The following is a 23772-nucleotide window of genomic DNA, read 5'->3' on the forward strand; positions in this document are numbered from 1 at the left end:
TACGGATGTCGACGAAGCCGAGCGGGCTGCTTGCGAAGATTCAGGCAGGTGTCCTCGATGAGCAGACATCTCTCTCGTCGTTGCTGCAGATGTGCATTGTGCTCGGAGGCCACACTGGCTCCGAGAAGTTGCGCGCATGGGCTCGCGAGGAGATCAACGGCTACAAGTCGGTGGACGACATGCCGGAATACCGGAAGGTCTCCGCAGCGCTCTACATCAGGGTCGTGAGCAGGATGAACGAGTTCACCCAGATGATCCCGCCAGCACAGATGCCTCCAAGGGTAAGGCAAGCTGGCTACGCCGATGCTGCTCCTATCGCTGCCGGCGTTGGTGAACTCGAAGCGTTCGTGCAAGGCGGAGACGCTGAGATCTCGATCATCGACACGAAGAACCAATCGCGGCTTGTCGCCGAGTTCAACGCCGCAGCCGATGCCCAAGGAGCTCTGCACCCTGCGCAGAGCGTAAGCGTCGTCTACTGGAGCGTTCCGGCGATCATCATCAAAGGACTACTGGTCAGGGTTCGAACAACCCTTGCGGAGCTGGTCGCCGAGCTGGTGAGCACACTTCCCGTTGGTCAGGACCTACCGGACAAGGCCAGCGCCGACCGGGCGATCCACCTGGCAATCGAGGGCAGTGGCAACTCCGTGACGGTGGTCGGGCATCAACACTCTGAGGGGAACGCGACGGTTTCGACAGTTGCACCGCAGCCTGCACCTACCGCTGGCGGTTGGTGGAAGCGGCTACGGAAGCGTGGATGGGTTGTCGCGCTCTCGACGTTCGTCGCGGCCGTTGTAGGAGTGTTCGCGTGGCTCGGTTGGAAACCTTGGGAGGGCTAGTCAACAGTGGAGTTCTTGCATCTGCTTGGCATGTGCTCCAGATGGGACGAGCGCCGGTTGATTGGCTAGAGGAGCCGGATACGGCGCTCGGCTGCCGCGCCTGTGGACAGCTCGCCGCTTGGACTGCGTCGATCAGCCCACAGGGTATGCGCAGAAAGAGTGTGTGCCCGTAGGACGGTCAGTGACAATCCAGCCACAGGTCACAGACATGATCGACTTGGCGCGACACGCCAGCCCGAGCCTTGCATCCTCGGCATGCCAGGTTCACGATCAACGCTGTGGCGGCGTGTCGCGCCAACGATGCGCGGTCGGGCAACTGCCTCGGGTAGCTGCATTCGCGCAGGTCAGGCGCCTTCAGTTGAAGTCTCTGTAGGACTTCGTCACGCAAAAACGGGAGCGGCCCCGTAGGGCGGCTCCCGTTTGTAAGAAAACCACACGGCCTCGGCGTTCAGCCGTGTCCTGGAAGGATAGCTGTTGACTAGCACAGCGCACCAGCCCCCTGCTCACCTGCCACCCGAGCAGGTCATGTTGGCTCGCCTGCTTGAGCTGGCCGATCACCGTAGCTCCTGGAACAGGGCACTTTGGCAGCTCGGTAGTGTGGCCAGCATCCGTGAGTGCCTTGAGTACAACGAACTTGTGCGTGACGAGGTCAGCTCACTAGAAGGCCTCCAGTATGTAGCTCAGTTCACAGCTGAGCAGGTCAAGCAAGATCCGGGGTGCGGCGCTGACGCCATCAAGGATCTCGTGGAAACACACCTTGCAGTAAATGCAAAGTCCGCGCCAAAGGGTCTGGCCGAAGCGTCTATTCAGAAGCTGGAAGTGCTGGCGACGAGGATAAATAACAGGTATCTTCTCGAATGGGTAGATATTATTGAAGGTGGAAAGCTTTCGCTCGCATCGGCAACAGGTGTCTCGGTCGAGCTGGCCGCTCGCAGTGTTGCGTCACACGTGTTTGATGGCGGTCTTTCTGGTGATCATGTGCACGGATGGCTCCTGTCTCTGCAGAAGCGTTCCGAAGAGGCTGGTGGAGACTTTAGGGGCGCATTGTCTGAGTTTATGAAGGACGCGCATGCTGCCTTGCTGGTCCCGCCTCGCGAGTGGCGCGTTCTGGTGCCCTTTGCGAGACTTCCTGGCGACCTAATTAGAAGTCTTCAGGAAGTGCACCTTTCCGCAGAGCGGCTCGATGAGTACTGCGACCTGGCAGGGCTCAAGCGAGAGCGTCGAGGCGCTGGTGCTCTATGGCTGAAAGTGTGTGCTCGCGATGAATATGCGGCAATTGCTCAAGCTGACGCACTCGTTCGCAAGCTGATTGCTCGCGTGAAGGTCGGCGGTGACGTCGCTTCAGCGTCCGGCCGGGCGGCTCTGGAAAGCGAGGGAAAGTGGCGTACATTGCGTACGTGGCAACCTGTTGCGAAACTCCCGTCGATCGTTCGGCATGATTTGATCTTTTCGCAGGTTCAGGCTTTCCCTACTGAGGCTGCCCGACTTGATGACGCGCTGGAGTTGCTTTCTGTCCTCGATGAGTCGACTTCGTGGGCGTCCGTGTCGAGCGCTTGGGCTGCGGTGGAAAGCCTGCTTGCGCCAGGTCAGAGGCGATCTGCTGTAACGGCAGCCGACAGGTTGGCGGCGATTGTCACTTGTTCGTACCCAAGGGCTGAACTTACGAATCTGGCGTGGGTATGGAAAGGCAAGGGGCATGACCGTGTTGCTGCGCAGCTTGCGTCCGCCGCTACTAGTAATCGGCGGCTTACTATCATCCACAGGCATCTGCTCAGTCATGATGTGCCTCCGGCAGTCGCGAAGGCTGACCCTGTTGGCGCCGCGAGGGCGCTTGAGCTAGTTCGTAATCCCAAGCCTGTACTTGATCGAGTGCAACGCTATTTGCAGTCATCTTTGCGTCGCTTGTATAATCAGCGTAACCGTGTTATGCACTCCGCGTCGTCGGACTCTGTAGCTCTACCCGCAACCCTTCGCACGACGCCTGGGCTTGTAGCAGCAGGGGTGGATCGCATCGTTCATGCCGTACATGCAAGACCTTCGATATCTCCACTTGCGCTAGCGGCTAGGGCGGAGATCGAGTTGTCGCTCCTTGGGGGGCCTGGTGAACGTGCATCTCATCGGTTGCTCTAGATCGATCAAGCATTGAATGTCGCACGATTGAAATATGGGGCCGACCCCGTGCGCAGATCTATAGACTGCGCACGGGTTAAGGTGCGCGGCGTCGGGTGTTCCTTCTCGAAGATTTCAGACTGGTTTTGAGTCGTCCCAGGTGCATCCGAATCAGTTCGGGCTTCAGACTCTCTCAGCGGCTTATCTATTGATTTTGTCACTGTGACGGATCAAGTAGTTCCTTGACGCACAACAGGCCGTACTCCGTGACCCACCACGTTGGGAGGCTCGTAAGAAAGGTCGAGCCTGCGTTGCTGGTGATGAGCCCTTGCCCCTCAAGCCGCGCAACAACAGCGTCGAGAACTGGGCGAACCTCTGGCAGCTCGCCAGCGAGGCTCGGTCCGTCGGCATCGGCCGACTTCAGCCACTTGTGGTCCGTCTTGCGGGCCATGTGCAGCAGAACCTTGATGTCGACTGGGTCCAGTGCGGCAAGGCTGATGAATACTCTCTGAGCCGCATCGATGCTTGCACGGTCTTGGGCGAGCGCACCCTTCGCGGCGATCCGCCCATAGAAGCGCACTCTCCGGATGTCTGCAGTCCGCTGCGCCGACTCAAGAGCCTGAATCAGAAGTTCGATCTTCGTGTCGTCGTCGAGAGCTGCGACCAACAGTTCGTCAAGCCGACCGCCTGCTACGCGAGACGCCTCACTGACAGCAACCATCATGCGTTCACGTCGGCGGCGGATGGCACCTTCCCAAGCCGCATGCGCGCTTTTGATCGCCCCGCTGGCAGCGCCACCAAGAGCGGAAGCCGTGATCGGGTCCATGCCCTTTAAGAGGGCAACAGCTTTGACGAACTCGTTTCCCATGTTGCTGGTGATCTCGGCTGCGATCCCGTCACGCTGCGGTTCAAGCTCGGGCATGAACGACACGGTAGTGGGCGAGCAGGGTAGTCACTAGTACGGCTGACGCTGACGCACTTGAGTGGTCGCAGATGGGCGACAGGGCAAACGTGTGCTGGCCTTGGGTTGGCGTGGTTCGCCAGGACGTCGGTGTGTCCTCGAGCAGTCGCAGACTCAGCACTGCAACTGGTCTTGGTCGCGCTTCAGTCGCCTCAATAGTTTGACCACCTCTGACTGCGCCTTGGTGCCGAGGCCGCTTCGAGCCGACCGACCAGCGATAAGAGCGTAGTGGTTCAGATGGAATAGATGTCGCACCAGGTCCGGTGCTGCTGGGCCATCGACCCGCACGCGTTCGCCGGTCGGCGAGCGATCGTCAACGAGCGAAACGACCCCAAAGGACGAGAAACGGCGCCATCCGCGTGGGACGGCGCCGTTTCGGGGGTAGATCAGGCGGCGGCCTTGGTCTCCCAGAAAATCTTGTCGATCTGGGCGATCAGGTCGAGCAGGTCCTGGCCGGTCTTCGGGTCGGTGGAGCCCTTGGCCCCGCCGGCGCCCGCGGCCTTGGTGGCCTTGTTGAACAGCTCGTGCAGCTCCGGGTACTTCTCGAAGTGCGGCGGCTTGAAGTAGTCGGTCCACAGCACCCACAGGTGGTGCTTGACCAACTCGCAGCGCTGCTCCTTGATCTCGATGGCGCGCTGGCGGAACTCGGGGTCCTCGTTGGACTGGTACTTGTCCTGGATCGCCTTCACCGACTCGGCCTCGATCCTGGCCTGGGCCGGGTCGTACACGCCGCACGGCAGATCGCAGTGGGCGGTGACCTCCAGACGGGGGCCGAGGACACGCGACAGAAGTCGCATCTTTCCTCCCTGACAGTGGATGCTCCGACGTGCGGGACCCTACTCCGCACGAGTGAGAGCGGCAGGCGGGGAGGTGATCACGGTGCGCTGGGTGAGGGTGAACGGGCCGTCGATGGTGCCCGCGCTCTACGACGGGGACACGGCCCTGGTGCGCATGGGCGCGGTACCGGAGCCGGGTGACGTGGTGCTGGTGCGCTGGGCGGCTCGGCCCGGCCAGCTCTCGGTGAAGCGGGCCGTGCGCGAGCAGGACGGCGGCTGGTGGGTGTTGGGGGACAACGGTTTCGGGTCGACGGACTCGCGGCAGCTCGGCGCGGCCGAAGTGCTCGGAGTGCTGCGCTGGCGGCTGGGTCCGCGCCCGGGGCGAATCCGCTAGGGGACGAGGACGGAGCGCAGCGAGGCGTAGTGCGCCTGGCACGCCTCGTACTTCGGCAGCAGGTCGGTGGCGACGGCCTCGGCCAGAGTCGGGGCGCCGCGGTCCTTGTCGGACAGGACGGGCTCGATTCCGTCGAGGTAGGACTCCCACGGGATGCCGAGCATGGGGTCCATCGGGTTGACCGCGTGCTCGGCCGCCGGGTTGTACGGAGTGGAGCACAGGTAAGCCATCACCGTGTCCTCCTCCAGCGCCACGAAGGCGTGGCCGATGCCCTCGGCGATGTACACGGCGCGGAAGTCGGTGGAGTCCAGCCGGGCGGCGTCCCAGGTGCCGAAGGTCGGGGAGCCGACGCGCAGGTCAACGACGACGTCCATCAGCGCGCCGCGCGGGCAGTAGACGTACTTCGCCTGGCCGGGCGGGGTGTCGGCGAAGTGGAGGCCACGGATGGCCCCGCGCACCGAGACGCTGTGGTTGGTCTGCGCGAGCCGCATCGGGTGGCCGGTCGCCTCGATCAGCGCCGCCTCCTGGAACGGGGCGACGAAGAGTCCACGGGAATCGGGAAAAGAACGGGGCGTGAACTCGAAGGCGTCTGGGACAGCCAGTTTGCGGACCTGCACGACAAAAAAGTCTATTACATCTCCCAGTTGCGCCGCCTTGGCCAGCGAAGATCAAAACAAGTCGGACGGTCGTCTTGTAAAAAACGCCTCTGACCTGCGACGTCACTTTCTCGCCTCATGTGATCCCCGCCGCAGACATCGGAGGGATTGCCTGCCACACTGGCCGGACTCCGACGCCCGGCGCCGCAGAGCTCACCACCCCTGAGCACTCCTGCGTCGACGTCCTCATGCCTGTCGAGCTGGACGCGATCCCGTCCGGCGACCGGTTTCTAGTCTGAGTTTCTGAGGCCGAAGCGCGATTCTGGCCCGCCCCCGCTGTCTGGAGGGACGCTGTGACCACTGTGGATGATCCGAACGTTTCGACGTCGATCGAGCTGACCGACGCCGAGATCTTCGAGGCGCACGAGGGCGGCAAGCTCGCCGTCGGCGCGACCGCCTCGCTCGCCGACCCGCGCGCCCTCTCCATCGCCTACACCCCCGGTGTGGCCCGCGTCAGCAAGGCCATCGCCGAGGACGCCTCGCTCGCCTCCCGCTACACCTGGACCGGTCGCCTGGTCGCGGTGGTCAGCGACGGCACCGCCGTGCTCGGCCTCGGCGACATCGGCCCGCGCGCCTCGCTGCCGGTGATGGAGGGCAAGTCCGCGCTGTTCAAGACCTTCGGCGGGCTGGACTCGATCCCGCTGGTGCTCGACACCACCGACGTCGACGAGATCGTGGAGACCCTGGTCCGGCTGCGCCCGTCCTTCGGCGCGGTCAACCTGGAGGACGTCTCCGCGCCGCGCTGCTTCGAGCTGGAGGCGCGGCTGATCGAGGCGCTGGACTGCCCGGTCATGCACGACGACCAGCACGGCACCGCGATCGTGGTGCTCGCCGCGCTCAAGGGCGCCGTCGCTGTCCAGGGCCGCTCGCTCAGCGACCTCAAGGTCGTCGTCTCCGGCGCCGGCGCGGCGGGTGTGGCCTGCGCGAAGATCCTGATCGCCGCCGGGGTCGGCGAGGTCGTGGTGCTCGACTCGCGCGGCATCATCGCCGCGGGCCGGGACGGGCTGAACGCGGTCAAGACCGAGCTGGCCGCCGTGACCAACCCGCGCGGGCTCAGCGGCGGGCTGGCCGAGGCGCTGCGCGGGGCGGACGTGTTCCTCGGGCTCTCCTCCTCGAAGGTGCCGGAGGAGCTGGTCGCCACCATGGCGCCGGAGTCGATCGTGTTCGCGCTCTCCAACCCGGACCCGGAGATCCACCCCGAGGTCGCCGCGCGGCACGCCTCGATCGTGGCCACCGGGCGCAGCGACTTCCCGAACCAGATCAACAACGTGTTGGCGTTTCCCGGGGTGTTCAAGGGAGCCCTCGACGCGGGCGCCCGTCGGATCACCGAGCGGATGAAGATCGCTGCCGCCGACGCCATCCATGCCGTGGCCTGCGACGACCTCGCCGCGGACCGCATCGTTCCGAGCGCACTGGACCCCCGCGTCGCCCTTGAGGTGGCCACCGCTGTCGCGGAAGCGGCTAGGCAGGACGGGGTAGCCTGAGACCGCCGGGGGACCAGCAGCCCCTCCGGCACACAGCAAGATCCTTGCCGGGGGTGGTGGAAACCCTTCCACCGGTGGTGGGCAGCGGGTGCCCTCCACCGGCGGAATGCGTCTTCCTGGGGCTGGGCGTTACGCCGCAGAACCGCTACCTTCACTCGGTCGGGTGAGCACTTGAGGGATGTGGCCCGGGCCGTCCGGTCACTCGGGTGCACTGCTGAGACGACCGTCGGCCGGGGCCGCCTTCCGGCACCGACGGGCTCGTCGATGCCGAAGGGTGGACGTCGTGGCCGACCAGGTCCAGCGCACGGGGCGAGCCTCCGGGGTGCTCGACCCCGCCGTGGGCGCCGCCGCCGCGCCGCACTCGGCCAACGGGGTCGTCATGCCAGACGCGCCCGCCCTGCTCTGCGGACCGGACGGCGTGGTGCTCCAGGCCACCCCGGCCGCCGCGCTGCTGGCGGGTGTCGACCGACCGGCCGATCTCGTCGGCGGTCCGCTGACCGAGCTGCTCACCCAGGCAGGTGACTGCGCCGGACTGCACCGCGCCGACGGCACCGAGGTCCTCGTCCGCACCGTGCGCCTGCCCCAGCCGGGTGGTGCCGCCGAACTGGTGCTGCTGGTCGACGTCTCCGACCTCTCCGGCGCCGCGGACGCGCTGCGGAACGAGAAGCGCAGGCTGAACGAGGTCCAGCGGGTCGCGGGCATCGCGTCCTGGGAGCTGGACCCGGCAACGGGCGAGACCTACTGGTCGCCCAACCACTACGAGCTGTTCGGGCTGCGGCCGGGCGATGTCGTGCCCGGCGCGCAGGCCGTGCTCGACCGCGTGCACCCCGAGGACCAGGAGCTGGTCGCGACGTACTGGCGCGACCACCGGCTCTCGGGCGAGGAGATCGACATCGAGTACCGGATCGTCCGGCCGGACGGCGAGGTGCGGCGCATCCGGGGCGAGGCGGAGACCGTCCGCGACGAGCGCGGCGGCACCGTCCGGATCACCGGCTACATCCGGGACATCACCGACCAATGGCGCGTGGAGAACGAGCTGGCCGAGGAGAAGGGGCGACTGCTGGAAGCCCAGCGGATCGCCAGGATGGGCAGTTGGACCTACGAGGTGGGCTCGGCCGACGTCCGCCGCAGCGAGGTCATGGTCGAGCTGTTCCGGGAGGTCGGCAACGAGCCCGGTGACCTGCTCTCCGGTGTGCACCCGGACGACCGGGAGAAGATGGCCGAGCTGCAGCTGCGGCTGCTGCACGCCGAGCACGGGGAGACCGCCGAGGTCGAGTTCCGGGGCGAGCTGGCCGACAAGATCTACAACTGCCGGGTGCGCGCCGAGCACGGCGACGACGGCAAGGTGCGCCGGTTGCAGGCCACCGTCCAGGACGTGACCTCCCTGCGCGCGCTGGAGCGCCAGCTGCGGCACGAGCGCAGGCGGCTGGACGACGCGCAGCGGGTGGCCCGGCTGGGCACCTGGGAGTGGGACTCCACCACCGACCAGATGGCGTGGTCGGACATGCTCAAGGAACTCGTCGGCGTCCCCATCGACGAGCACATCACCTTCGAGGACTTCTTCGAGCTGATCCACCCGGACGACCGGCCGTGGGTCGAGGAGCTGTGGCAGCAGATCCGCGTCGAGGCGCAGCCCTTCGAGTGCGAGCACAAGCTGATCCGCAGGGACGGCTCGCAGCGGGTGTTCCGCTGCTACGGCGCCCCGGTCAGCGGCCCCGGTGAACCGCTGCTGCTGGTCGGCACCGCGCAGGACGTGACCGAGCAGCGGGTGACCGAGACCAGGATGGAGCGGTCGAGCCAGCGCTTCGCCGACCTCGTCTCGGTGACGCCCGTCGGCATCGGCATCTTCGACGACGGCGAACGGCTGGTCGACGCCAACGACGCGCTGTGCGAGCTGCTGGGCTACGACCTGGAGCAGATGCGCGGTATGACGGCCGAGCAGCTGGCGCACCCGGAGGAGCCCGCGCAGCACCTGCGCATGGCGGACAAGGCCGTCGACGACGAGCAGAACAGCTACAAGATCCCGCAGCGGTTGTTGCAGCGCTCCGACGGCGAGCCGGTCTACTGCGAGCTGCACGTGGCGCTGTCGGTGCAGGACGACGGGCGGCGGTTCTGGCTCGTGGTGTTCCAGGACATCACCGAGCGGCGGCGCACCGCGGAAGCCCTGAAGCACCAGGCGACGCACGACGACCTCACCGGCCTGCCGAACCGCAGTGCCGTGAAGGAACTGCTCGCGGAGCTGTTGCAGCAGGACGAGCCGAGCCGGGTCGCGGTGCTGTTCTGCGACATCGACAACTTCAAGCGGGTCAACGACTCCCTCGGTCACGACGCCGGTGACGAGCTGCTCGTGGTGCTCGCGCGCAGGCTTGAGGGCGGCCTGCCCAAGGGGTGCACGGCGGCCCGGCTCTCCGGCGACGAGTACGTGATCATCTGCGCCGACATCGAGGCGGTCGGCGGCGTGGATGCCCTGGCCACCAAGGTTTCCAGCCTGCTGCGGACCGTGGTTCCGGTACACGGCCAGCTGGTCCGGGTCTCCGCGTCGATCGGCGCGGCGATCCCCAACGGCGCGCGTGCGACCGGCGACGACCTGCTGCGCTTCGCCGACGCCGCGATGTTCGAGGCGAAGCGCCGTGGTGCCGGGCGGGTTTCCCTCGCCAGCGCGGCGCTCATGGCCTCGGCGGACTGGCAGGTGCACCTGGAGGGCCAGCTGCGCGAGGCGCTCAACCGCGACGGCCTCGTGCTGCACTACCAGCCGGTCGTGGGGCCGGACGGCCGCGTGGTCACGGCGGAGGCGCTCGTGCGGTGGCCGCACCCCGATCGCGGGCTGCTGTCACCGGATGTGTTCCTGCCGGTGGCCGAGCAGGGCGACCTGATGAAGGAACTCGACCGCTGGGTGCTGCGGACGGCTCTGAAGGAGGCTTCGGCCTGGCCCGAGCCCGACGGCAAGCCGGTCGCGGTCGCGGTGAACCTCGCGGGCCTGCTGCCCGGCGACCCCGACTTCGTGGACATCGTCGCGACGGCGGTGGCGGAGAGCGGGATCGCCTGGGACCGCGTGATCCTGGAGCTGGTGGAGACCAGCCTCGTCGACCTGCCGTCGCGGACCCGGCAGGCCATGGCGGAGCTGGTGGAGCGCGGCGTGCGCTTCGCCGTCGACGACTTCGGCACCGGCTACTCGTCGCTGGCCCGGCTCAAGGACCTGCCCGCGCAGATCATCAAGGTGGACCGGCGCTTCGTCTCCGGGGTCGGCAAGGACCCGTCGGACTTCGCCGTGGCGCAGGCGGTCGTGGACATGGCGCGCGCCATGGGCCGCAGCTGCGTTGCGGAGGGCGTGGAGACCGCGATGCAGTTCCACATCCTCCAGGGCGTCGGGGTGGACGCCTACCAGGGCTGGTTGTTCTCCCGCGCCGTGCCGCCCCGCGAGTTCCGCGCGGTGCTCTCCCTCGGCCCGCTGCACGTCCCCCGCGCCGGGTGACCCGCACTCCGCCCGTCAGGAGAGGTCGGCGGCTGAGGCGGTGATCGCGTCGAGCAGGGGGGCGATGCGGTGCCTGGGGATGTCGATCAGGCGGAGGTTGAGGTCGGTGGGGTTGGGGGCGGCCTCGGCCACCAGGTCGCGGGCGGCGTTGCGGGTCAACGTGATGCCGGTGGCCTTGGCGGTGCTGATCAAGCCCTCGCGCCAGAGGTTTCCCACCTTGCCGTGGGCTCGGTCGAGGATGTGCCGGGCCAACCGCTCGCCCGCGTCCAGGCGGCTGGCGGGGATCTGCTCGGCGACCACCACGGCTGAGCGGTCGTCGGGGGTGCTGCGCAGGAAACGCAGGCGGTACTTGTGCCGCAGCGCGGCGGTGAGCGCGCGCTGACCCACCTGGTTGGAGAGGTCCAGGTGGTTGTTGGCGACGAGCACGGCCACGCGCGGCGCTGACGCGGCGAGCAGCACGCGCAGCAGCCACGGGCCGGGGTCGCCGGTCGCGTTGATGGCCAGCGCGGTGTCCTCGGCGGCGTTGATCGGCTTGTCCCACGCGGGACCGCGCACGTCGTCGACCTTGAGCTTGCCGTCGGCGGAAGCCTTGGCGCGCAACGACTCCAGGTTCGCCGAAGCGGTTTTGTCCTGCGCCTCGACCGATTGCGGACCATGCGTGTAGATGGCCGTGCTCGCCGGGCGCTCGATGAGCTTGCGCGTCTTGGAGGTCGCGCGCAGCACGTACAGCTCGCTGGCGCTGCCGACGGCCTGCGCGCCGTGGTAGCGGTTGAAGCGCGGCAGGATCGCCTCGAACAGCACGCCGAGCTGCATGATCTCCTGCTGCACCTTCAGCCCGAGCGTGGGATTGCGCTCGCTGAAGCCGTACGCGAGCAGGATGCGGCCCCTGTCGACATCGCGCAGGCACGACGCGGCGCGCGCGACGAAAAGGCCGATTCCCTCTGGGGTGTAAGGAGGATCGGTGAACACGAGGTCCGCCCAGCCCTGCGCGGCGGGCGGCAGGCCGAAGCGGAAGTCCGCGTGCACGCAGCGGATGTTGAAGCCGCGTTCGGCCGCGCGGGTGTCGATGAACTCCAGCACGCGCTCGTCCAGATCGACGACGAGCACTTCGAGGTCCGGCCGCACCGCGCACACCGCGAGCGAGGTGAGGTCGTGGTCGCCCAGGCACAGCAACCGCGCTCCGGAGAGCGTGTACTGCTCGTCCAGCCACATCGCGCGCCGCAACATCGTTTGCGCGGTCGCGGCGACGTGGTCCAGCGCGGGCATCGGAGCGGGCACCGCGTGGATGTCCTGCTTGATCCGCGTGACCATCTCCTCGTGCGCCTGCGCGGCGGCTTCGAGCGGATCGGTGTGGTTCAGGGCATTGCCCAACTCCGTGCCCAGTTCGAGGTGCTCGCGGTACACGGTGGTGCGCCACGGGTGGATGCGGTGGCGGTCGCCGTCGCGCTCGATGTCCGGCCCCATGGCGGCCAGCAGCTCCTCGACGGTGCGGCGCGGGACGGCGGGCTGGCGCACGAGTTCGGCCAGCGACTGCCAGCCCGACGTGAGCAGCGCCACGACGATCCGCAGCCTGCGGCCGTGGACTCCGTGGTCGGCGAGGAGGGTCGAGACGCGCTGCACGGGGTCATCGGTGGTCACAAACTGTTGACCTTAGACGTATCGGTCCCGCGTCCGCCTCGCCCCTGTCAGTCGATCGGACTAAGGTCGAACGTCGGCGACGACTGGTGCTCTCAACGGCTCATCAGTCGTCGCCGACATACGGGCGGCCGGCAAGGGGCCGTCACGACCACAAGGGGGACTCGAATGATCGAGTTCCAGGCCGTGACCAAGCGCTTCGACGACGGCACCACAGCCGTCGACAACCTCGACATGGTCGTCGAAGCCGGAACGATCACCGTTTTTGTCGGGCCGTCGGGGTGTGGCAAGACGACATCACTGCGGATGGTGAACCGCATGATCGAGCCGACCAGCGGCACGGTGCTGGTGGACGGCGAGGACATTCGAAAATCGAATCCCGCGCTGCTGCGAAGACGAATCGGTTACGTCATCCAGCAGGCCGGGCTGTTCCCGCACCGCACCGTGCTGGACAACGTGGCCACCGTGCCGCTGCTGTCCGGCTGGACGCGGCGCAAGGCCCGGGCCCGCGCGGCGGAGCTGCTGGAGATCGTCGGACTCGACGCCGCCATGGGCAAGCGCTACCCGGCGCAGCTCTCCGGCGGCCAGCAGCAGCGCGTCGGCGTCGCCCGCGCGCTCGCGGCGGACCCGCCGGTGCTGCTGATGGACGAACCCTTCAGCGCGGTCGATCCCGTTGTGCGGGAAGGGCTTCAGGACGAGCTGCTGCGGCTTCAGGCCGATCTGGACAAGACCATCGTCTTCGTCACCCACGACATCGACGAGGCGGTCAGGATCGGCGAGAAGGTCGCGGTGTTCCGCAAGGGCGGGGTGCTGGCGCAGTACGCGGCGCCCGCCGAACTGCTGTCCAACCCCGCCGACGACTTCGTCTCCTCCTTCGTCGGCAAGGACCGCGGCTACCGGGGGCTGTCGTTCCTCGGCGCCGACGGCATCCAGCTCGGCGGCGTCAGCACGGTGGGACTGCACGACTCGCGACCGTCCACTGTGGGTGGTCCGGACTGGACGCTGGTGCTCGACGACGACCGCCGCCCGCGCGGCTGGCTGCCGCCGGGCGTCGTGGTCGAGGGCGAGCCCGCGGAGGAGGACCTGCGGCCCGGTGGCTCCCTCTACGCGGAGGGGACCGCGCTGCGCGGAGCACTGGACGCCGCGCTCTCGTCACCGTCCGGCCTCGGGGTCGTGGTGGACGACGACGGGCGCTACACCGGTGTTGTCACCGCCCAGCAGGTGATCGACCTGATCGAGGAACGGCGGAAGGACGCCGCCTGATGTTCGAGGACCTCTCGCGGTACCTGAGCAGCACGAGCAACCAGGAACTGGTGCTCACCCAACTCCTGCAACACGTCTACCTCTCCCTGCTGCCACTGGTGATCGGGCTCGCGCTGGCGATCCCGCTCGGCTGGCTCGCGCACCGCCACCGCGCGGCGAGCGGCATCGTGTTCGGCTTCTCCAACGCCATCTACACGGTTCCCTCGCTGGCTCTGTTCGTGGTGATCCCGGTGGTGCTCGGCACGCAGATCCTGGACAGCGTCAACGTCGTGGTGGCGTTGACGGTCTACACCACCGCACTGCTCGTGCGACCCGTCTGCGACGCGCTGGACGCGGTGCCCTTCCACGTCGTCGCCGCGGCGACCGCGATGGGCTACCGGCCACTGCGCCGCTTCGTCACCGTCGAGCTCCCGCTGTCGGTCCCGGTGCTCTCCGCCGGGGTCCGGGTGGCGTCGGTGAGCAACATCAGCCTCGTCAGCGTCGGCGCCCTGATCGGCACCGGCGGGCTCGGCGTGCTCTTCACCAGCGGCTTCCAGATCAGCTACACCGCGCCGATCGTCGTCGGCATCGTGCTCACCCTGGTGCTGGCACTGGTGGTGGACATGGTCCTGGTCGGGCTGCGCAGGGCGCTGACCCCCTGGCTGCGTGCGGGAGGCACCACGTGATCTTCCAGGAGCTGTTCGGCTGGATCGGCGATCCCGCGCACTGGCAGGGCCAGGACGGGGTGCCGAACCGGATGCTGGAGCACCTCGGCTACACCCTGCTCTCGGTCTTCGGCGCCGCCGCCATCGCGATCCCGCTCGGCCTGTACGTGGGCCACACCGGGCGCGGCGGCGTGGTGCTGGTGGGGCTGAGCAACGCCATGCGCGCGTTGCCGACACTGGGCCTGGTCACCTTTCTGTTCCTGATCGCGGGCGGCAGCGAGGCGGGCACCATCGTCGGCCTCATCGTGCTCGCGATCCCGCCGATCCTGGCGGGCACCTACTCCGGCGTGCAGGACACCGACCGGGGCGTCGTCGACGCCGCGCGCGGGATGGGCATGACCGGGTGGCAGCGGTTGTGGCAGGTGGAGGTGCCCAACGCGCTCCCGCTGCTGATGGGCGGGCTGCGCAACGCGGCCCTCCAGGTGGTGGCGACCGCCTCGGTCGCCGCGTACGTGGGTCTCGGCGGCCTCGGCAGGCTGCTGCTCGACGGACTCCGGGTGATCGACTACTCGAAGGTGCTGGCAGGAGCGCTGTTCATCGCGCTCCTCGCGGTGCTGCTGGACCTGGTGCTCGCCGGGTTGCAGCGGATCATCGTGCCGCGCGGGCTCCGGGTGGCCGCGGCCGCCGTCGCCGGTCGCACCAAGGTGAAATCCTCAGGAAGGAACGAGTCATGAAGCGCACCATGGCGGTCGTGGCGGCCGCCGCACTGTTGCTCACCGGGTGCGGTGGCGACCCGCTCAAGGGCGGGGGCGGCGGGGGCGGCGCGGCCGGCGGTCCGATCGTCATCGGCTCCGCGGACTTCTCCGAGAGCGAGCTGCTGATGCACATCTACGCCGGCGCGTTGACCAACGCCGGTGTGAAGGTCACCACCAAGCCGCGCGTGGGCTCGCGCGAGGTGCTGGTGAAGGCGTTGCAGGACAAGTCGCTCGCGGTGGTGCCGGAGTACAGCGGCAACCTGCTGCAGTACTTCGACAAGCAGAACCCCGCCGCGCAGCCGGACGAGGTCACTGCGGCGCTGAAGCAGAAGGTGCCCGGCGGACTCGAGGTGCTGGAGAAGTCGGCCGCCGAGGACTCCGACGCGCTCGTCGTGTCCAAGGAACTGGCCGGGCAGGGCGTCAAGTCGATCGCCGACCTCGGGCCGAAGTGCTCGCAGTACGTGCTCGGCGCGGCGGGGGAGTGGAAGGACCGCTGGCCCGCCAAGCTCACCCAGCTCTACGGCTGCACCTTCAAGGAGATCAAGACCACCGACGCCGCGGGTCCGGTGACGGTGGAGGCGCTCAAGAGCGGCCAGGTGCAGGTGGCCAACCTGTTCACCACCGCCTCCGCCATCACCGCCAACGGTTTCGTGGCGCTCCAGGACCCGAAGCGGCTCTACCCGGCGCAGAACATCCTGCCGCTGATCCGCTCGGAAGCCTTGGACGCCAAGGGCAAGGAGGCGCTGAACAAGGTCTCCGCCGCGCTCACCACGGACAAGCTCATCGCGCTCAACAAGCGCATCGAGCTCGACAAGGAGACCGTGGCCGACGTGGCCAAGGAGTTCGTGACGCAGAACAAGCTCTGACGTTCCTCCTCGGCGGGCATCCTCAGGTCTGGGGGTGCCCGCCGATGCGCGTCGTGAGGTCGGCGGCGGCGCGGAGCACGTGCTCGGCCAGCTCCGGCCAGCTCTGCCCGCACTCGTCCTCGCAGATGTGGCGCAACGTCAACCCGATCGCCGCGACCGGCCGCTGCCCGTGGTCGAAGACCGCCGCCGCGACCGAGGCGAAGCCCGCCGTGACGTGGCCGTCCTCCACCGCCCAGCCGCGCCGCCGCTCCGCGCCGAGGAGTCTGCGCAGGTTCGGGAGGTCCTTGGGGCCGCGCCCCGTGCGGTCCACGAAGCTCTTCTGATCGGGGAAGAGCGCGCGCACCTGGGCGGCGGGCAGCGCGGCCAGCATCGCTCTGCCGGAGGCGGGCAGGTGCGCCGGGAGACGCACACCGACGTCGGTGACGAGCGTCTGCGGGCGCCTCGGTTGCTCCTTGAGCAGGTAGAGCGCTTCGCCGCCGTGCAGCACTCCGAGCTGCGCGGTGAAGCCCGTCTCGTCCACCACGCGGCGCAGCAGCGGCCTGGCGAGACGTTCCAGGGGATCGTGGCGGAGGTAGGCCGAGCCCAGCTCGAAGGCCGCGACCCCCAAGCCGTAGCGGCGCTCCTCCGGCAGGTGCGTGACGAATCCGGCTTCGTGCAGCTCCGCCAGCAGGTGGTAGGTCGTCGACCTCGGCAGCTTCAGCTCGCGCGCCAGTGCCGCCGCCGAGACGGGTCCCGGACGGCTCGCGAGCGACTTCAACACCGCGAGTCCTCGCCGGAGCGCGGGCACATCACTGCTCGCCCCCACCCGCCCTCCCTCCGTCCCGAACACACCCCATCCCCCAATTGGTGCGTCGTAAGCCCTGAACGACCCGTTCAGTGCGTTCAAGGAGCTGAACGGGTCGTTCAGGGCTTAAGAACGACGTTGAGTGTCTGGGGTTTCAGACAGTGTCGCACGGTGTGGGGTTGGGGGAGGTGGTGCGAGCGGGTGTGATGGGGGCATGTCGCACGTTCCTGTCGGCTTGAAGCCGCTGTCCAGGGCGCAGGTGCTCGCCGTCGTCCGCGGCGGAGCGCCGGTGGAGATCACCGCGGAGGCCCGCGAGGCGGTCGCCGCGGCCCGCGCCCACATCGAAGCGCTGGCCGCCGCCGAGACCCCGACGTACGGGGTGTCGACCGGCTTCGGCGCGTTGGCCACGAAGCACATCCCGCTCGACCGCAGGGCCGCGTTGCAGCGCTCGCTGATCCGCTCGCACGCGGCGGGCGCCGGGCCGGAGGTTGAGCCGGAGGTCGTTCGCGGGCTGATGCTGCTGCGCCTGCGCACGCTCGCCTCGGGGCACACCGGGGTGCGTCTGTCCACTGTGGACACACTGGCCGGGATGCTCAACGCGGGGATCGTGCCGGTGGTGCACGAGTACGGCTCGCTCGGCTGCTCGGGCGATCTGGCTCCGCTCTCGGCGATCGCGCTCGCGCTGATCGGCGAGGGCCAGGTCCGTGACGGCTCCGGTGAGCTGCGCGATGCCTCCGAAGCGCTGTACGAGGCCGGTCTTGAGCCCGTGCAGCTCGCGGAGAAGGAAGGCCTGGCGCTGATCAACGGCACGGACGGCATGCTCGGCATGCTGGTCATGGCCTGCGCCGACTTCGCGGAACTGCTGGACATCGCCGACCTCACCGCCGCGATGAGCGTCGAAGCCCTGCTGGGCACCGACCGCGTCTTCGCGCCGGAGCTGCACAGCCTCCGCCCACATCCCGGGCAGGCGCTGTCGGCCTCGCGTATTGCCGCGTTCCTCAAGGAGTCCGGCATCGTCGCGAGCCACCGCGGCCCGGACTGCAACCGCGTCCAAGACGCTTACTCGCTGCGCTGCGCCCCCCAGGTGCACGGCGCGGCGCGCGACAGCCTGACGCACGCGGAAACCGTTGCGGAGCGCGAACTCGCTTCCGCGATCGACAATCCCGTTGTGCTGGCCGATGGTCGCGTCGAGTCCAACGGCAACTTCCACGGCGCCCCAGTGGCTTACGTGCTCGACTTCCTGGCGATCCCGCTCGCCGACGTCGCGAGCATGGCGGAGCGCCGTACCGACCGGATGCTCGACAAGGCGCGCTCGCACGGGCTCCCGCCGTTCCTCGCCGACGACCCGGGCGTCGACTCCGGCCACATGATTGCCCAGTACACGCAGGCCGCGATCGTGTCGGAGCTGAAGCGCCTCGCCGTGCCCGCCTCGGTCGACTCCATTCCCAGCAGCGCCATGCAGGAAGACCACGTGTCCATGGGCTGGTCGGCCGCGCGCAAGCTGCGCAAGGCCATCGACGGACTGCGCACCGTACTGGCCATCGAACTGCTGACCGCAGCTCGTGCGCTCGACATGCGCGCGCCGTTGCAGCCCGGCCCGGCCAGCGCTGGAGTCCTTGCGCTGCTTCGGGAATCCGCGGGCGGGCCCGGCCCCGACCGCCACCTCGCCCCAGAGATCGCCGCGGCGGAGGAGCTGATCCGCTCCGGTGCCGTGCTTGCCCACCTTGAGTCCATTGTGGACGGGAGAAACCGGTGAACGCAGGACCTCGCCCCGTACGTGCCGCTCGGGGGACCGAATTGACCGCACGCAGCTGGGCCACGGAGGCGCCGCTGCGCATGCTCCAGAACAACCTGGACCCGGAGGTGGCGGAGCGCCCCGACGACCTGGTCGTCTACGGCGGCACCGGAAAGGCCGTCCGCGACTGGAACTGCTTCGACGCGATCACCCGTGAGCTGCGCGAGCTCGCCGACGACGAGACCCTGCTCGTCCAGTCCGGCAAGCCAGTCGGCGTGCTGCGCACCCACGAGTGGGCGCCGCGCGTGCTGATCGCGAACTCCAACCTGGTCGGCGACTGGGCAACCTGGCCGGAGTTCCGCAAGCTGGAGGCGCAGGGCCTGACCATGTACGGCCAGATGACGGCCGGATCGTGGATCTACATCGGCACGCAAGGGATTCTCCAGGGCACCTACGAGACCTTCGCCGCCGTGGCGCAGAAGCGCTTCGGGGGCACGCTCGCCGGGACGCTGACCGTCACCGCCGGTCTCGGTGGCATGGGTGGTGCCCAGCCGCTCGCCGTCACGATGAACGAGGGTGTCGCGCTGGTGATCGAGGTCGACCGCGAGCGCGCTCAGCGCCGCGTCGAGACCCGCTACCTCGACGAGGTCGCCGACGACCTGGACGACGCGATTTCCCGTGTTCTGGAAGCGAAATCTTCCAGAAGGGCGCTCTCGGTCGGCGTGATCGGCAACGCTGCCGAGGTGCTGCCGGAGCTGCTGCGCCGGGGCCTCGCGGTGGACATCGTCACCGACCAGACCTCCGCGCACGACCCGTTGGCGTACCTGCCGAAGGGCGTCTCGGTGGAGGAGTGGGCCGACTACGCCGCCGCCAAGCCGGAGGAGTTCACCACCCGCGCCCGCGAGTCGATGGCCGAGCACGTGGCCGCGATGGTCGGTTTCCAGGACGCGGGCGCCGAGGTCTTCGACTACGGCAACTCCATCCGTGGTGAAGCTCAGCTCGGCGGTTACGAGCGGGCCTTCGACTTCCCCGGCTTCGTGCCCGCCTACATCCGCCCGCTGTTCTGCGAGGGCAAGGGCCCGTTCCGCTGGGCCGCGCTCTCCGGTGACCCGGAGGACATCGCCAAGACCGACCGCGCGATCCTGGAGCTGTTCCCGGAGAACGAGCAGCTCGCGCGCTGGATCAAGATGGCGGGCGAACGCGTTGCCTTCCAAGGGCTTCCGTCGCGCATCTGCTGGCTCGGCTACGGCGAGCGGCACCTGGCGGGCCTGAAGTTCAACGAGATGGTGGCCTCCGGTGAGCTCTCCGCGCCCATCGTGATCGGCCGCGACCACCTCGACTGCGGCTCCGTCGCCTCGCCCTACCGCGAGACCGAGGCGATGGCCGACGGCTCCGACGCGATCGCCGACTGGCCGCTGCTGAACGCGCTGATCAACACCGCGTCCGGCGCGACCTGGGTGTCCCTCCACCACGGTGGCGGCGTGGGCATCGGCCGCTCCATCCACGCGGGCCAGGTCACCGTGGCCGACGGCACCGAGCTGGCCGCGCAGAAGCTGGAGCGCGTGCTGACCAACGACCCGGCGATGGGCGTGCTGCGCCACGTGGACGCGGGCTACGGCCGCGCGGACGAGGTCGCCGCCGAGCGTGGCGTGACGATCCCGGTCGCCAAGTCGTGACCGAAGACTCGCTTGCGGAGTCGAGCATCAGCACCGCCAGCTCGTTGCTGGGCGATATCGCTGATGTGGGAAGGGATCGAAGCCGTGGTGGCTATTCGCGGCACGGCTTCGACCCCGTCGAGCTGAGCCTGCGCGAATGGTTCGTCGCCGAGGCGCGGGCCAGGGGTCTGGAGGTCACCTGCGACCGCAACGGGAACCTGTGGGCGTGGTGGGGTCCTCCCGGCCCCGACGCGATCATCACGGGCAGCCACCTCGACTCCGTGCCCGGCGGAGGGGCCTTCGACGGGCCGCTTGGCGTGGTCTCCGCGCTTGCTGCGGTGGATGCCATGCGGGCCAAGGGTTTCAAGCCGTCCAAGCCCTTCGCGATCGTCGTTTTCGCGGAGGAGGAGGGCGGCCGGTTCGGCGTCGCTTGCCTGGGATCGCGGTTGATGTCCGGCGCGATCGACCCGTCGGTCGCCTTGAACCTGCGCGATCCTGACGGGGTTTCCTTCGCTGAAGCCGTTTCCGCCGCCGGGCTCGACCCCGCGCGCATGGGGCGGGACGCCGAAGCGCTGGCGAGCATCGGGTGCTTCATCGAGCTGCACGTGGAGCAGGGGCGCGGGCTGATCGACCTCGACGCGCCCGTCGGGGTGGCGAGCTCGATCCTGGCGCACGGGCGGTGGCGGTTCAGCTTCACCGGTGAGGGCAACCACGCCGGTGCCACGCCCATCGACGACCGGCGCGATCCGATGATCCCGGCTTCGCAGCTGGTCCTCGCCGCTCGCGCGGCGGCGTCCACTGTGGATGGAGCGCGGGCGACGATCGGCCGCATCCAGCCGATCCCGGGCGGCACGAACGTGATCGCGTCCACTGTGGACGTCTGGTTGGACGCGCGCGCGGCCACCGACGAGGTGACCCGCAACGTGGTGGCGGAGATCAAGGCCGCTGGGATGTCCGCCGCCGAGGCCGAGGGCTGCTCGCTCGCGGTCACCGAGGAGTCCTACGGCGACACGGTGATCTTCGACCCCGCGCTCCGGGATCGGTTGGCAGCCCAGCTCGGCGGAGTTCCCGCGCTGCCGACGGGAGCGGGTCACGACGCGGGCATTCTCGCCGCGCACGTTCCCACCGCGATGCTGTTCGTCCGCAACCCCACGGGCATCAGCCACGCGCCCGCTGAGCACGCCGAGCCCGACGACTGCGAGGCTGGAGTGGCCGCGTTGGCGACGGTGCTCGAACACCATCTGTCCACTTAGGACGCCTGGAGAGTGGTATGCGGTTCTGGTGCGAGTCGGCGTGGATCGACGACGATGTAGCCCACGGCGTGCTGGTGGAGGCTGCTGACGGAGTCATCACCGCCGTCACGGTCGGCGCGTCTTCCGAGAACGCCGAAAGGCTTGGGGGACTTGTGCTCCCGGGCTTCGCCAACGCGCATTCCCACGCGTTCCACCGTGCTCTGCGCGGGCGGACGCACGGCGACGGCGGAACCTTCTGGACCTGGCGGACCGGGATGTACGCGCTGGCCCAGCGACTCGAACCAGACAGCTACCTGGCGCTCGCCCGCGCCGCGTACGCCGAGATGGCCATTGCCGGTGTCACGTGCGTGGGCGAGTTCCACTACCTCCATCACGCGGCGGGCGGCCGTGCTTACGCCGATCCGAACGCGATGGGCGAGGCACTCCGCCAGGCGGCTTCCGAGGCAGGCGTCCGGCTCACGCTGCTCGACACCTGTTACCTGGCAGGCGGAATCGGTGAGCCGCTCAACGAGACGCAGCTCCGCTTCGGTGATCGGTCTGCGGCGCAATGGGCTTCGCGAGTCGCCGCGTTCAAGGAGGACGCCAACACCCGCGTAGGCGGTGCGATCCACTCCGTGCGCGCCGTGCCGCGAGCGGCCTTGGCAGAGGTAGCTGCCGGGGTGGCTGGCCCCTTGCACGTCCACCTTTCCGAGCAGCCAGCGGAAAACGTGGCGTGTCAAGCCGCATATGGCTTGACGCCAACGGAGTTGCTGCACGATGCCGGAGTGCTGTCTCCGCGAACGACTGCTGTACATGCGACGCACCTGACCGCCCACGACATTAAGCTGTTGGGCTCGTCGGGAACCGGAGCATGCTTTTGCCCCACAACCGAAGCAGACCTTGCCGACGGCATTGGTCCCGCGCGCGAACTCGTCGACGCGGGTAGCCCGCTCAGCCTCGGCAGTGATCAGCACGCGGTGGTTGACCCGATCCTCGAAGCTCGCGCTCTGGAGCACGGTGAGCGGCTGCGCACGGGCTCACGCGGACGGTTCACCTTGGCGGAGTTGATGACCGCGTCGACCTCCGCCGGGCATGCCGCGCTGGGCTGGCCTTCGGCTGGTCGCATCGCGGTCGGGGCTCCGTGCGACCTCGTCCAGATCCGTCTGGACAGCCCGCGCACAGCGGGATCGCTGCCATCGCAGGCATTGTTGAGCGCGTCAGCGTCCGATGTGGACACTGTGATCAACTCTGGAGTTGTGGTGGCGCGCGGCGGACGGCACGAGCGGTTGGGCGATGTCGGCCAGCTGCTGAAGGACGCGATCGAAGGGCTGTGGACGTGAGTACCCTCATCACCGGCATCGGCGAGCTGACCACCAATGATGACGAGCTGGGCTCGCTCACCGACGCTGCGGTCGTTCTCGACGGCGAGCGCATCGCGTGGGTGGGCGCCGCTTCGGCTGCTCCGGACGCGGATTCGCGCGTCGATGTCCGTGGTCGCGCCGTGCTCCCCGGCTGGGTCGACAGCCACACCCACCTCCTGTTCGCGGGCGACCGCACCGCCGAGTTCTCCGCTCGCATGGCCGGAAAGCCTTACCAGGCAGGCGGAATCGCAGTCACCGTCGAAGCGACCAGGGCTGCCTCCGACACTGAGCTGCTGAAGAACCTCCTCCTGCACGTCGGCGAGGCCAACCGTCAGGGCACCACCACCATCGAGACGAAGACCGGCTACGGCCTCACCGTCACCGACGAGGTCCGTGCCGCCCGCATCGCCGCGTCCGTCGTCGACGACGTCACCTTCCTCGGAGCGCACTTGGTGCCCCCGGGTTCCGAGGCCGAGTCCTATGTGGACTTGGTGCGCGGTGACATGCTCAGCGCTGTAGCGCCTTTCGTGCGCTGGGCCGATGTCTTCTGCGAGACCGGCGCCTTCGACGAGACCCAGTCGCGTGCTGTGCTCAAGTCCGCGCAGGAGGCGGGTCTGGGGCTTCGCGTGCACGGCAACCAGCTCGGCCCCGGCCCCGGCGTGCGCTTGGCGGTTGAGTTGGGCGCCGCGAGCGTCGACCACTGCACGCACCTCACACCGTCCGATGTGGACTGTCTGGCGAACTCCGACACCGTCGCGACGCTGCTGCCCGCGTGCGACCTCTCCACCCGCCAGCCGCTCCCCGACGCCCGCGCGCTGCTCGACGCCGGGGCCACTGTCGCGCTCGCCTCCAACTGCAACCCCGGCTCGTCCTACACGTCATCCATGGCGTTTTGCGTTGCCACCGCTGTACTTCAGATGCGCATGAGCGTCGACGAGGCTGTTCGCGCCGCGACCTGGGGCGGCGCCCGCGCGCTTCGCCGCGAGACCGGAGACGGCGCCGTCGGCGTGATCCGCGTCGGCGCCCGCGCCGACCTCCACGTCCTCGACGCCCCGTCGACCACCCACCTCGCCTACCGGCCCGGCGTCCCCCTCACCCACTCCGTCTACCGCAAGGGCGCCCGCCTCTAACGGTTGAGGTTCGGCAGTCTTCAA

19 protein-coding genes are annotated in these 23772 nt (G+C 68.5%); 14 read left to right on the forward strand and 5 right to left on the reverse strand.

What is annotated here, in order from left to right; translation table 11 throughout:
- The first annotated feature begins 5 nt into the window (after positions 1-5).
- Both ABD798_RS21250 and ABD798_RS21255 read left to right on the forward strand, forming a co-directional pair.
- Positions 6-836 (forward strand): AbiTii domain-containing protein, encoded by an 831-nt coding sequence (locus ABD798_RS21250; RefSeq protein ID WP_344877481.1) that lies wholly within the window; start codon positions 6-8, stop codon positions 834-836.
- 525 nt (positions 837-1361) lie between these two features.
- Positions 1362-2966: a hypothetical protein gene (locus tag ABD798_RS21255; protein ID WP_344877483.1), complete on the forward strand. Its 1605-nt coding sequence runs from the start codon at positions 1362-1364 to the stop codon at positions 2964-2966.
- 196 nt (positions 2967-3162) lie between these two features.
- Here ABD798_RS21255 and ABD798_RS21260 read toward each other — a convergent pair whose 3' ends face one another.
- Positions 3163-3867, reverse strand: a complete 705-nt coding sequence (locus tag ABD798_RS21260) for a hypothetical protein (protein WP_344877485.1) — start codon at positions 3865-3867, stop codon at positions 3163-3165.
- Between the two features lie 425 nt (positions 3868-4292).
- Complete coding sequence (sodN, locus tag ABD798_RS21265; RefSeq protein ID WP_254235439.1) at positions 4293-4703, reverse strand: superoxide dismutase, Ni; 411 nt, start codon at positions 4701-4703, stop codon at positions 4293-4295.
- 82 nt (positions 4704-4785) lie between these two features.
- Between sodN and ABD798_RS21270 the strand changes: the two genes are divergently transcribed.
- On the forward strand, positions 4786-5076 hold the full coding sequence (locus ABD798_RS21270) for a S26 family signal peptidase (protein ID WP_344877489.1): 291 nt from the start codon (positions 4786-4788) through the stop codon (positions 5074-5076).
- Here ABD798_RS21270 and ABD798_RS21275 read toward each other — a convergent pair.
- Positions 5073-5693 (reverse strand): dTDP-4-dehydrorhamnose 3,5-epimerase family protein, encoded by a 621-nt coding sequence (locus ABD798_RS21275; RefSeq protein WP_344877491.1) that lies wholly within the window; start codon positions 5691-5693, stop codon positions 5073-5075. The two genes, ABD798_RS21270 and ABD798_RS21275, sit on opposite strands and share 4 nt — an antisense overlap.
- Before the next feature lie 332 nt (positions 5694-6025).
- Here ABD798_RS21275 and ABD798_RS21280 point away from each other — a divergent pair, with 332 nt between their 5' ends.
- Both ABD798_RS21280 and ABD798_RS21285 read left to right on the forward strand, forming a co-directional pair.
- Positions 6026-7216: an NAD(P)-dependent malic enzyme gene (locus ABD798_RS21280; protein ID WP_344877493.1), complete on the forward strand. Its 1191-nt coding sequence runs from the start codon at positions 6026-6028 to the stop codon at positions 7214-7216.
- 283 nt (positions 7217-7499) lie between these two features.
- Positions 7500-10688 (forward strand): sensor domain-containing protein, encoded by a 3189-nt coding sequence (locus ABD798_RS21285; RefSeq protein ID WP_344877496.1) that lies wholly within the window; start codon positions 7500-7502, stop codon positions 10686-10688.
- 15 nt (positions 10689-10703) lie between these two features.
- Here the strand turns inward: ABD798_RS21285 and ABD798_RS21290 are convergent, their stop codons facing one another.
- Positions 10704-12326, reverse strand: a complete 1623-nt coding sequence (locus ABD798_RS21290; protein ID WP_344877498.1) for a bis-aminopropyl spermidine synthase family protein — start codon at positions 12324-12326, stop codon at positions 10704-10706.
- 165 nt (positions 12327-12491) lie between these two features.
- On the opposite strand from ABD798_RS21290, the gene ABD798_RS21295 reads away from it, so the two are divergent.
- The 4 genes from ABD798_RS21295 to ABD798_RS21310 are packed head-to-tail and all read left to right on the forward strand — an operon-like array spanning position 12492 to position 15851.
- Entirely contained in the window at positions 12492-13586 is a 1095-nt protein-coding gene (locus tag ABD798_RS21295) for an ABC transporter ATP-binding protein (RefSeq protein ID WP_344877500.1), read from the forward strand.
- Entirely contained in the window at positions 13586-14251 is a 666-nt protein-coding gene (locus tag ABD798_RS21300; RefSeq protein ID WP_344877502.1) for an ABC transporter permease, read from the forward strand. Before ABD798_RS21295 ends, ABD798_RS21300 begins: the two co-directional genes overlap by 1 nt.
- Positions 14251-14964, forward strand: a complete 714-nt coding sequence (locus ABD798_RS21305) for an ABC transporter permease (RefSeq protein ID WP_344878653.1) — start codon at positions 14251-14253, stop codon at positions 14962-14964. Before ABD798_RS21300 ends, ABD798_RS21305 begins: the two co-directional genes overlap by 1 nt.
- Positions 14961-15851, forward strand: coding sequence for an ABC transporter substrate-binding protein (locus ABD798_RS21310; protein WP_344877504.1), 891 nt, complete (start codon positions 14961-14963; stop codon positions 15849-15851). Before ABD798_RS21305 ends, ABD798_RS21310 begins: the two co-directional genes overlap by 4 nt.
- A gap of 22 nt (positions 15852-15873) precedes the next feature.
- Here the strand turns inward: ABD798_RS21310 and ABD798_RS21315 are convergent, their stop codons facing one another.
- A complete protein-coding gene (locus ABD798_RS21315) occupies positions 15874-16656 on the reverse strand; it encodes an IclR family transcriptional regulator (RefSeq protein WP_344877507.1) in 783 nt (260 codons plus the stop codon).
- Positions 16657-16849: 193 nt separating this feature from the next.
- Between ABD798_RS21315 and hutH the strand changes: the two genes are divergently transcribed.
- The 5 genes from hutH to hutI are packed head-to-tail and all read left to right on the forward strand — an operon-like array spanning position 16850 to position 23748.
- The gene (gene hutH, locus ABD798_RS21320) at positions 16850-18391 is read left to right on the forward strand and encodes a histidine ammonia-lyase (protein ID WP_344877509.1); all 1542 of its coding nucleotides are present in this window, start codon (positions 16850-16852) and stop codon (positions 18389-18391) included.
- Positions 18388-20046, forward strand: a complete 1659-nt coding sequence (hutU, locus tag ABD798_RS21325; RefSeq protein WP_344877511.1) for a urocanate hydratase — start codon at positions 18388-18390, stop codon at positions 20044-20046. The genes hutH and hutU overlap by 4 nt, the downstream gene beginning before the upstream one ends.
- 26 nt (positions 20047-20072) lie before the next feature.
- A complete protein-coding gene (locus ABD798_RS21330; RefSeq protein WP_344878658.1) occupies positions 20073-21278 on the forward strand; it encodes an allantoate amidohydrolase in 1206 nt (401 codons plus the stop codon).
- 17 nt (positions 21279-21295) lie between these two features.
- Positions 21296-22597 carry a formimidoylglutamate deiminase gene (locus ABD798_RS21335; protein ID WP_344877513.1) on the forward strand — a complete coding sequence of 434 codons (1302 nt, stop codon included), beginning with the start codon at positions 21296-21298 and terminating at the stop codon, positions 22595-22597.
- Complete coding sequence (gene hutI, locus ABD798_RS21340; protein WP_344877515.1) at positions 22594-23748, forward strand: imidazolonepropionase; 1155 nt, start codon at positions 22594-22596, stop codon at positions 23746-23748. The genes ABD798_RS21335 and hutI overlap by 4 nt, the downstream gene beginning before the upstream one ends.
- The last annotated feature ends 24 nt before the right edge of the window (positions 23749-23772 follow it).

The sequence above is a fragment of the Allokutzneria multivorans genome (assembly GCF_039537405.1).
In the GTDB taxonomy this organism is placed as follows: Bacteria; Actinomycetota; Actinomycetes; order Mycobacteriales; family Pseudonocardiaceae; genus Allokutzneria; species Allokutzneria multivorans.

What these genes read in the sequence shown, in the direction of transcription:
- ABD798_RS21250 (WP_344877481.1), top strand. Translation starts at nt 6, where the DNA reads ATGTCGACGAAGCCGAGCGGGCTGCTTGCGAAGATTCAGGCAGGTGTC.
- ABD798_RS21255 (WP_344877483.1), top strand. Translation starts at nt 1,362, where the DNA reads ATGTTGGCTCGCCTGCTTGAGCTGGCCGATCACCGTAGCTCCTGGAAC.
- ABD798_RS21260 (WP_344877485.1), bottom strand. Translation starts at nt 3,867, where the DNA reads ATGCCCGAGCTTGAACCGCAGCGTGACGGGATCGCAGCCGAGATCACC.
- sodN (WP_254235439.1), bottom strand. Translation starts at nt 4,703, where the DNA reads ATGCGACTTCTGTCGCGTGTCCTCGGCCCCCGTCTGGAGGTCACCGCC.
- ABD798_RS21295 (WP_344877500.1), top strand. Translation starts at nt 12,492, where the DNA reads ATGATCGAGTTCCAGGCCGTGACCAAGCGCTTCGACGACGGCACCACA.
- ABD798_RS21300 (WP_344877502.1), top strand. Translation starts at nt 13,586, where the DNA reads ATGTTCGAGGACCTCTCGCGGTACCTGAGCAGCACGAGCAACCAGGAA.
- ABD798_RS21310 (WP_344877504.1), top strand. Translation starts at nt 14,961, where the DNA reads ATGAAGCGCACCATGGCGGTCGTGGCGGCCGCCGCACTGTTGCTCACC.
- hutH (WP_344877509.1), top strand. Translation starts at nt 16,850, where the DNA reads ATGTCGCACGTTCCTGTCGGCTTGAAGCCGCTGTCCAGGGCGCAGGTG.
- ABD798_RS21335 (WP_344877513.1), top strand. Translation starts at nt 21,296, where the DNA reads ATGCGGTTCTGGTGCGAGTCGGCGTGGATCGACGACGATGTAGCCCAC.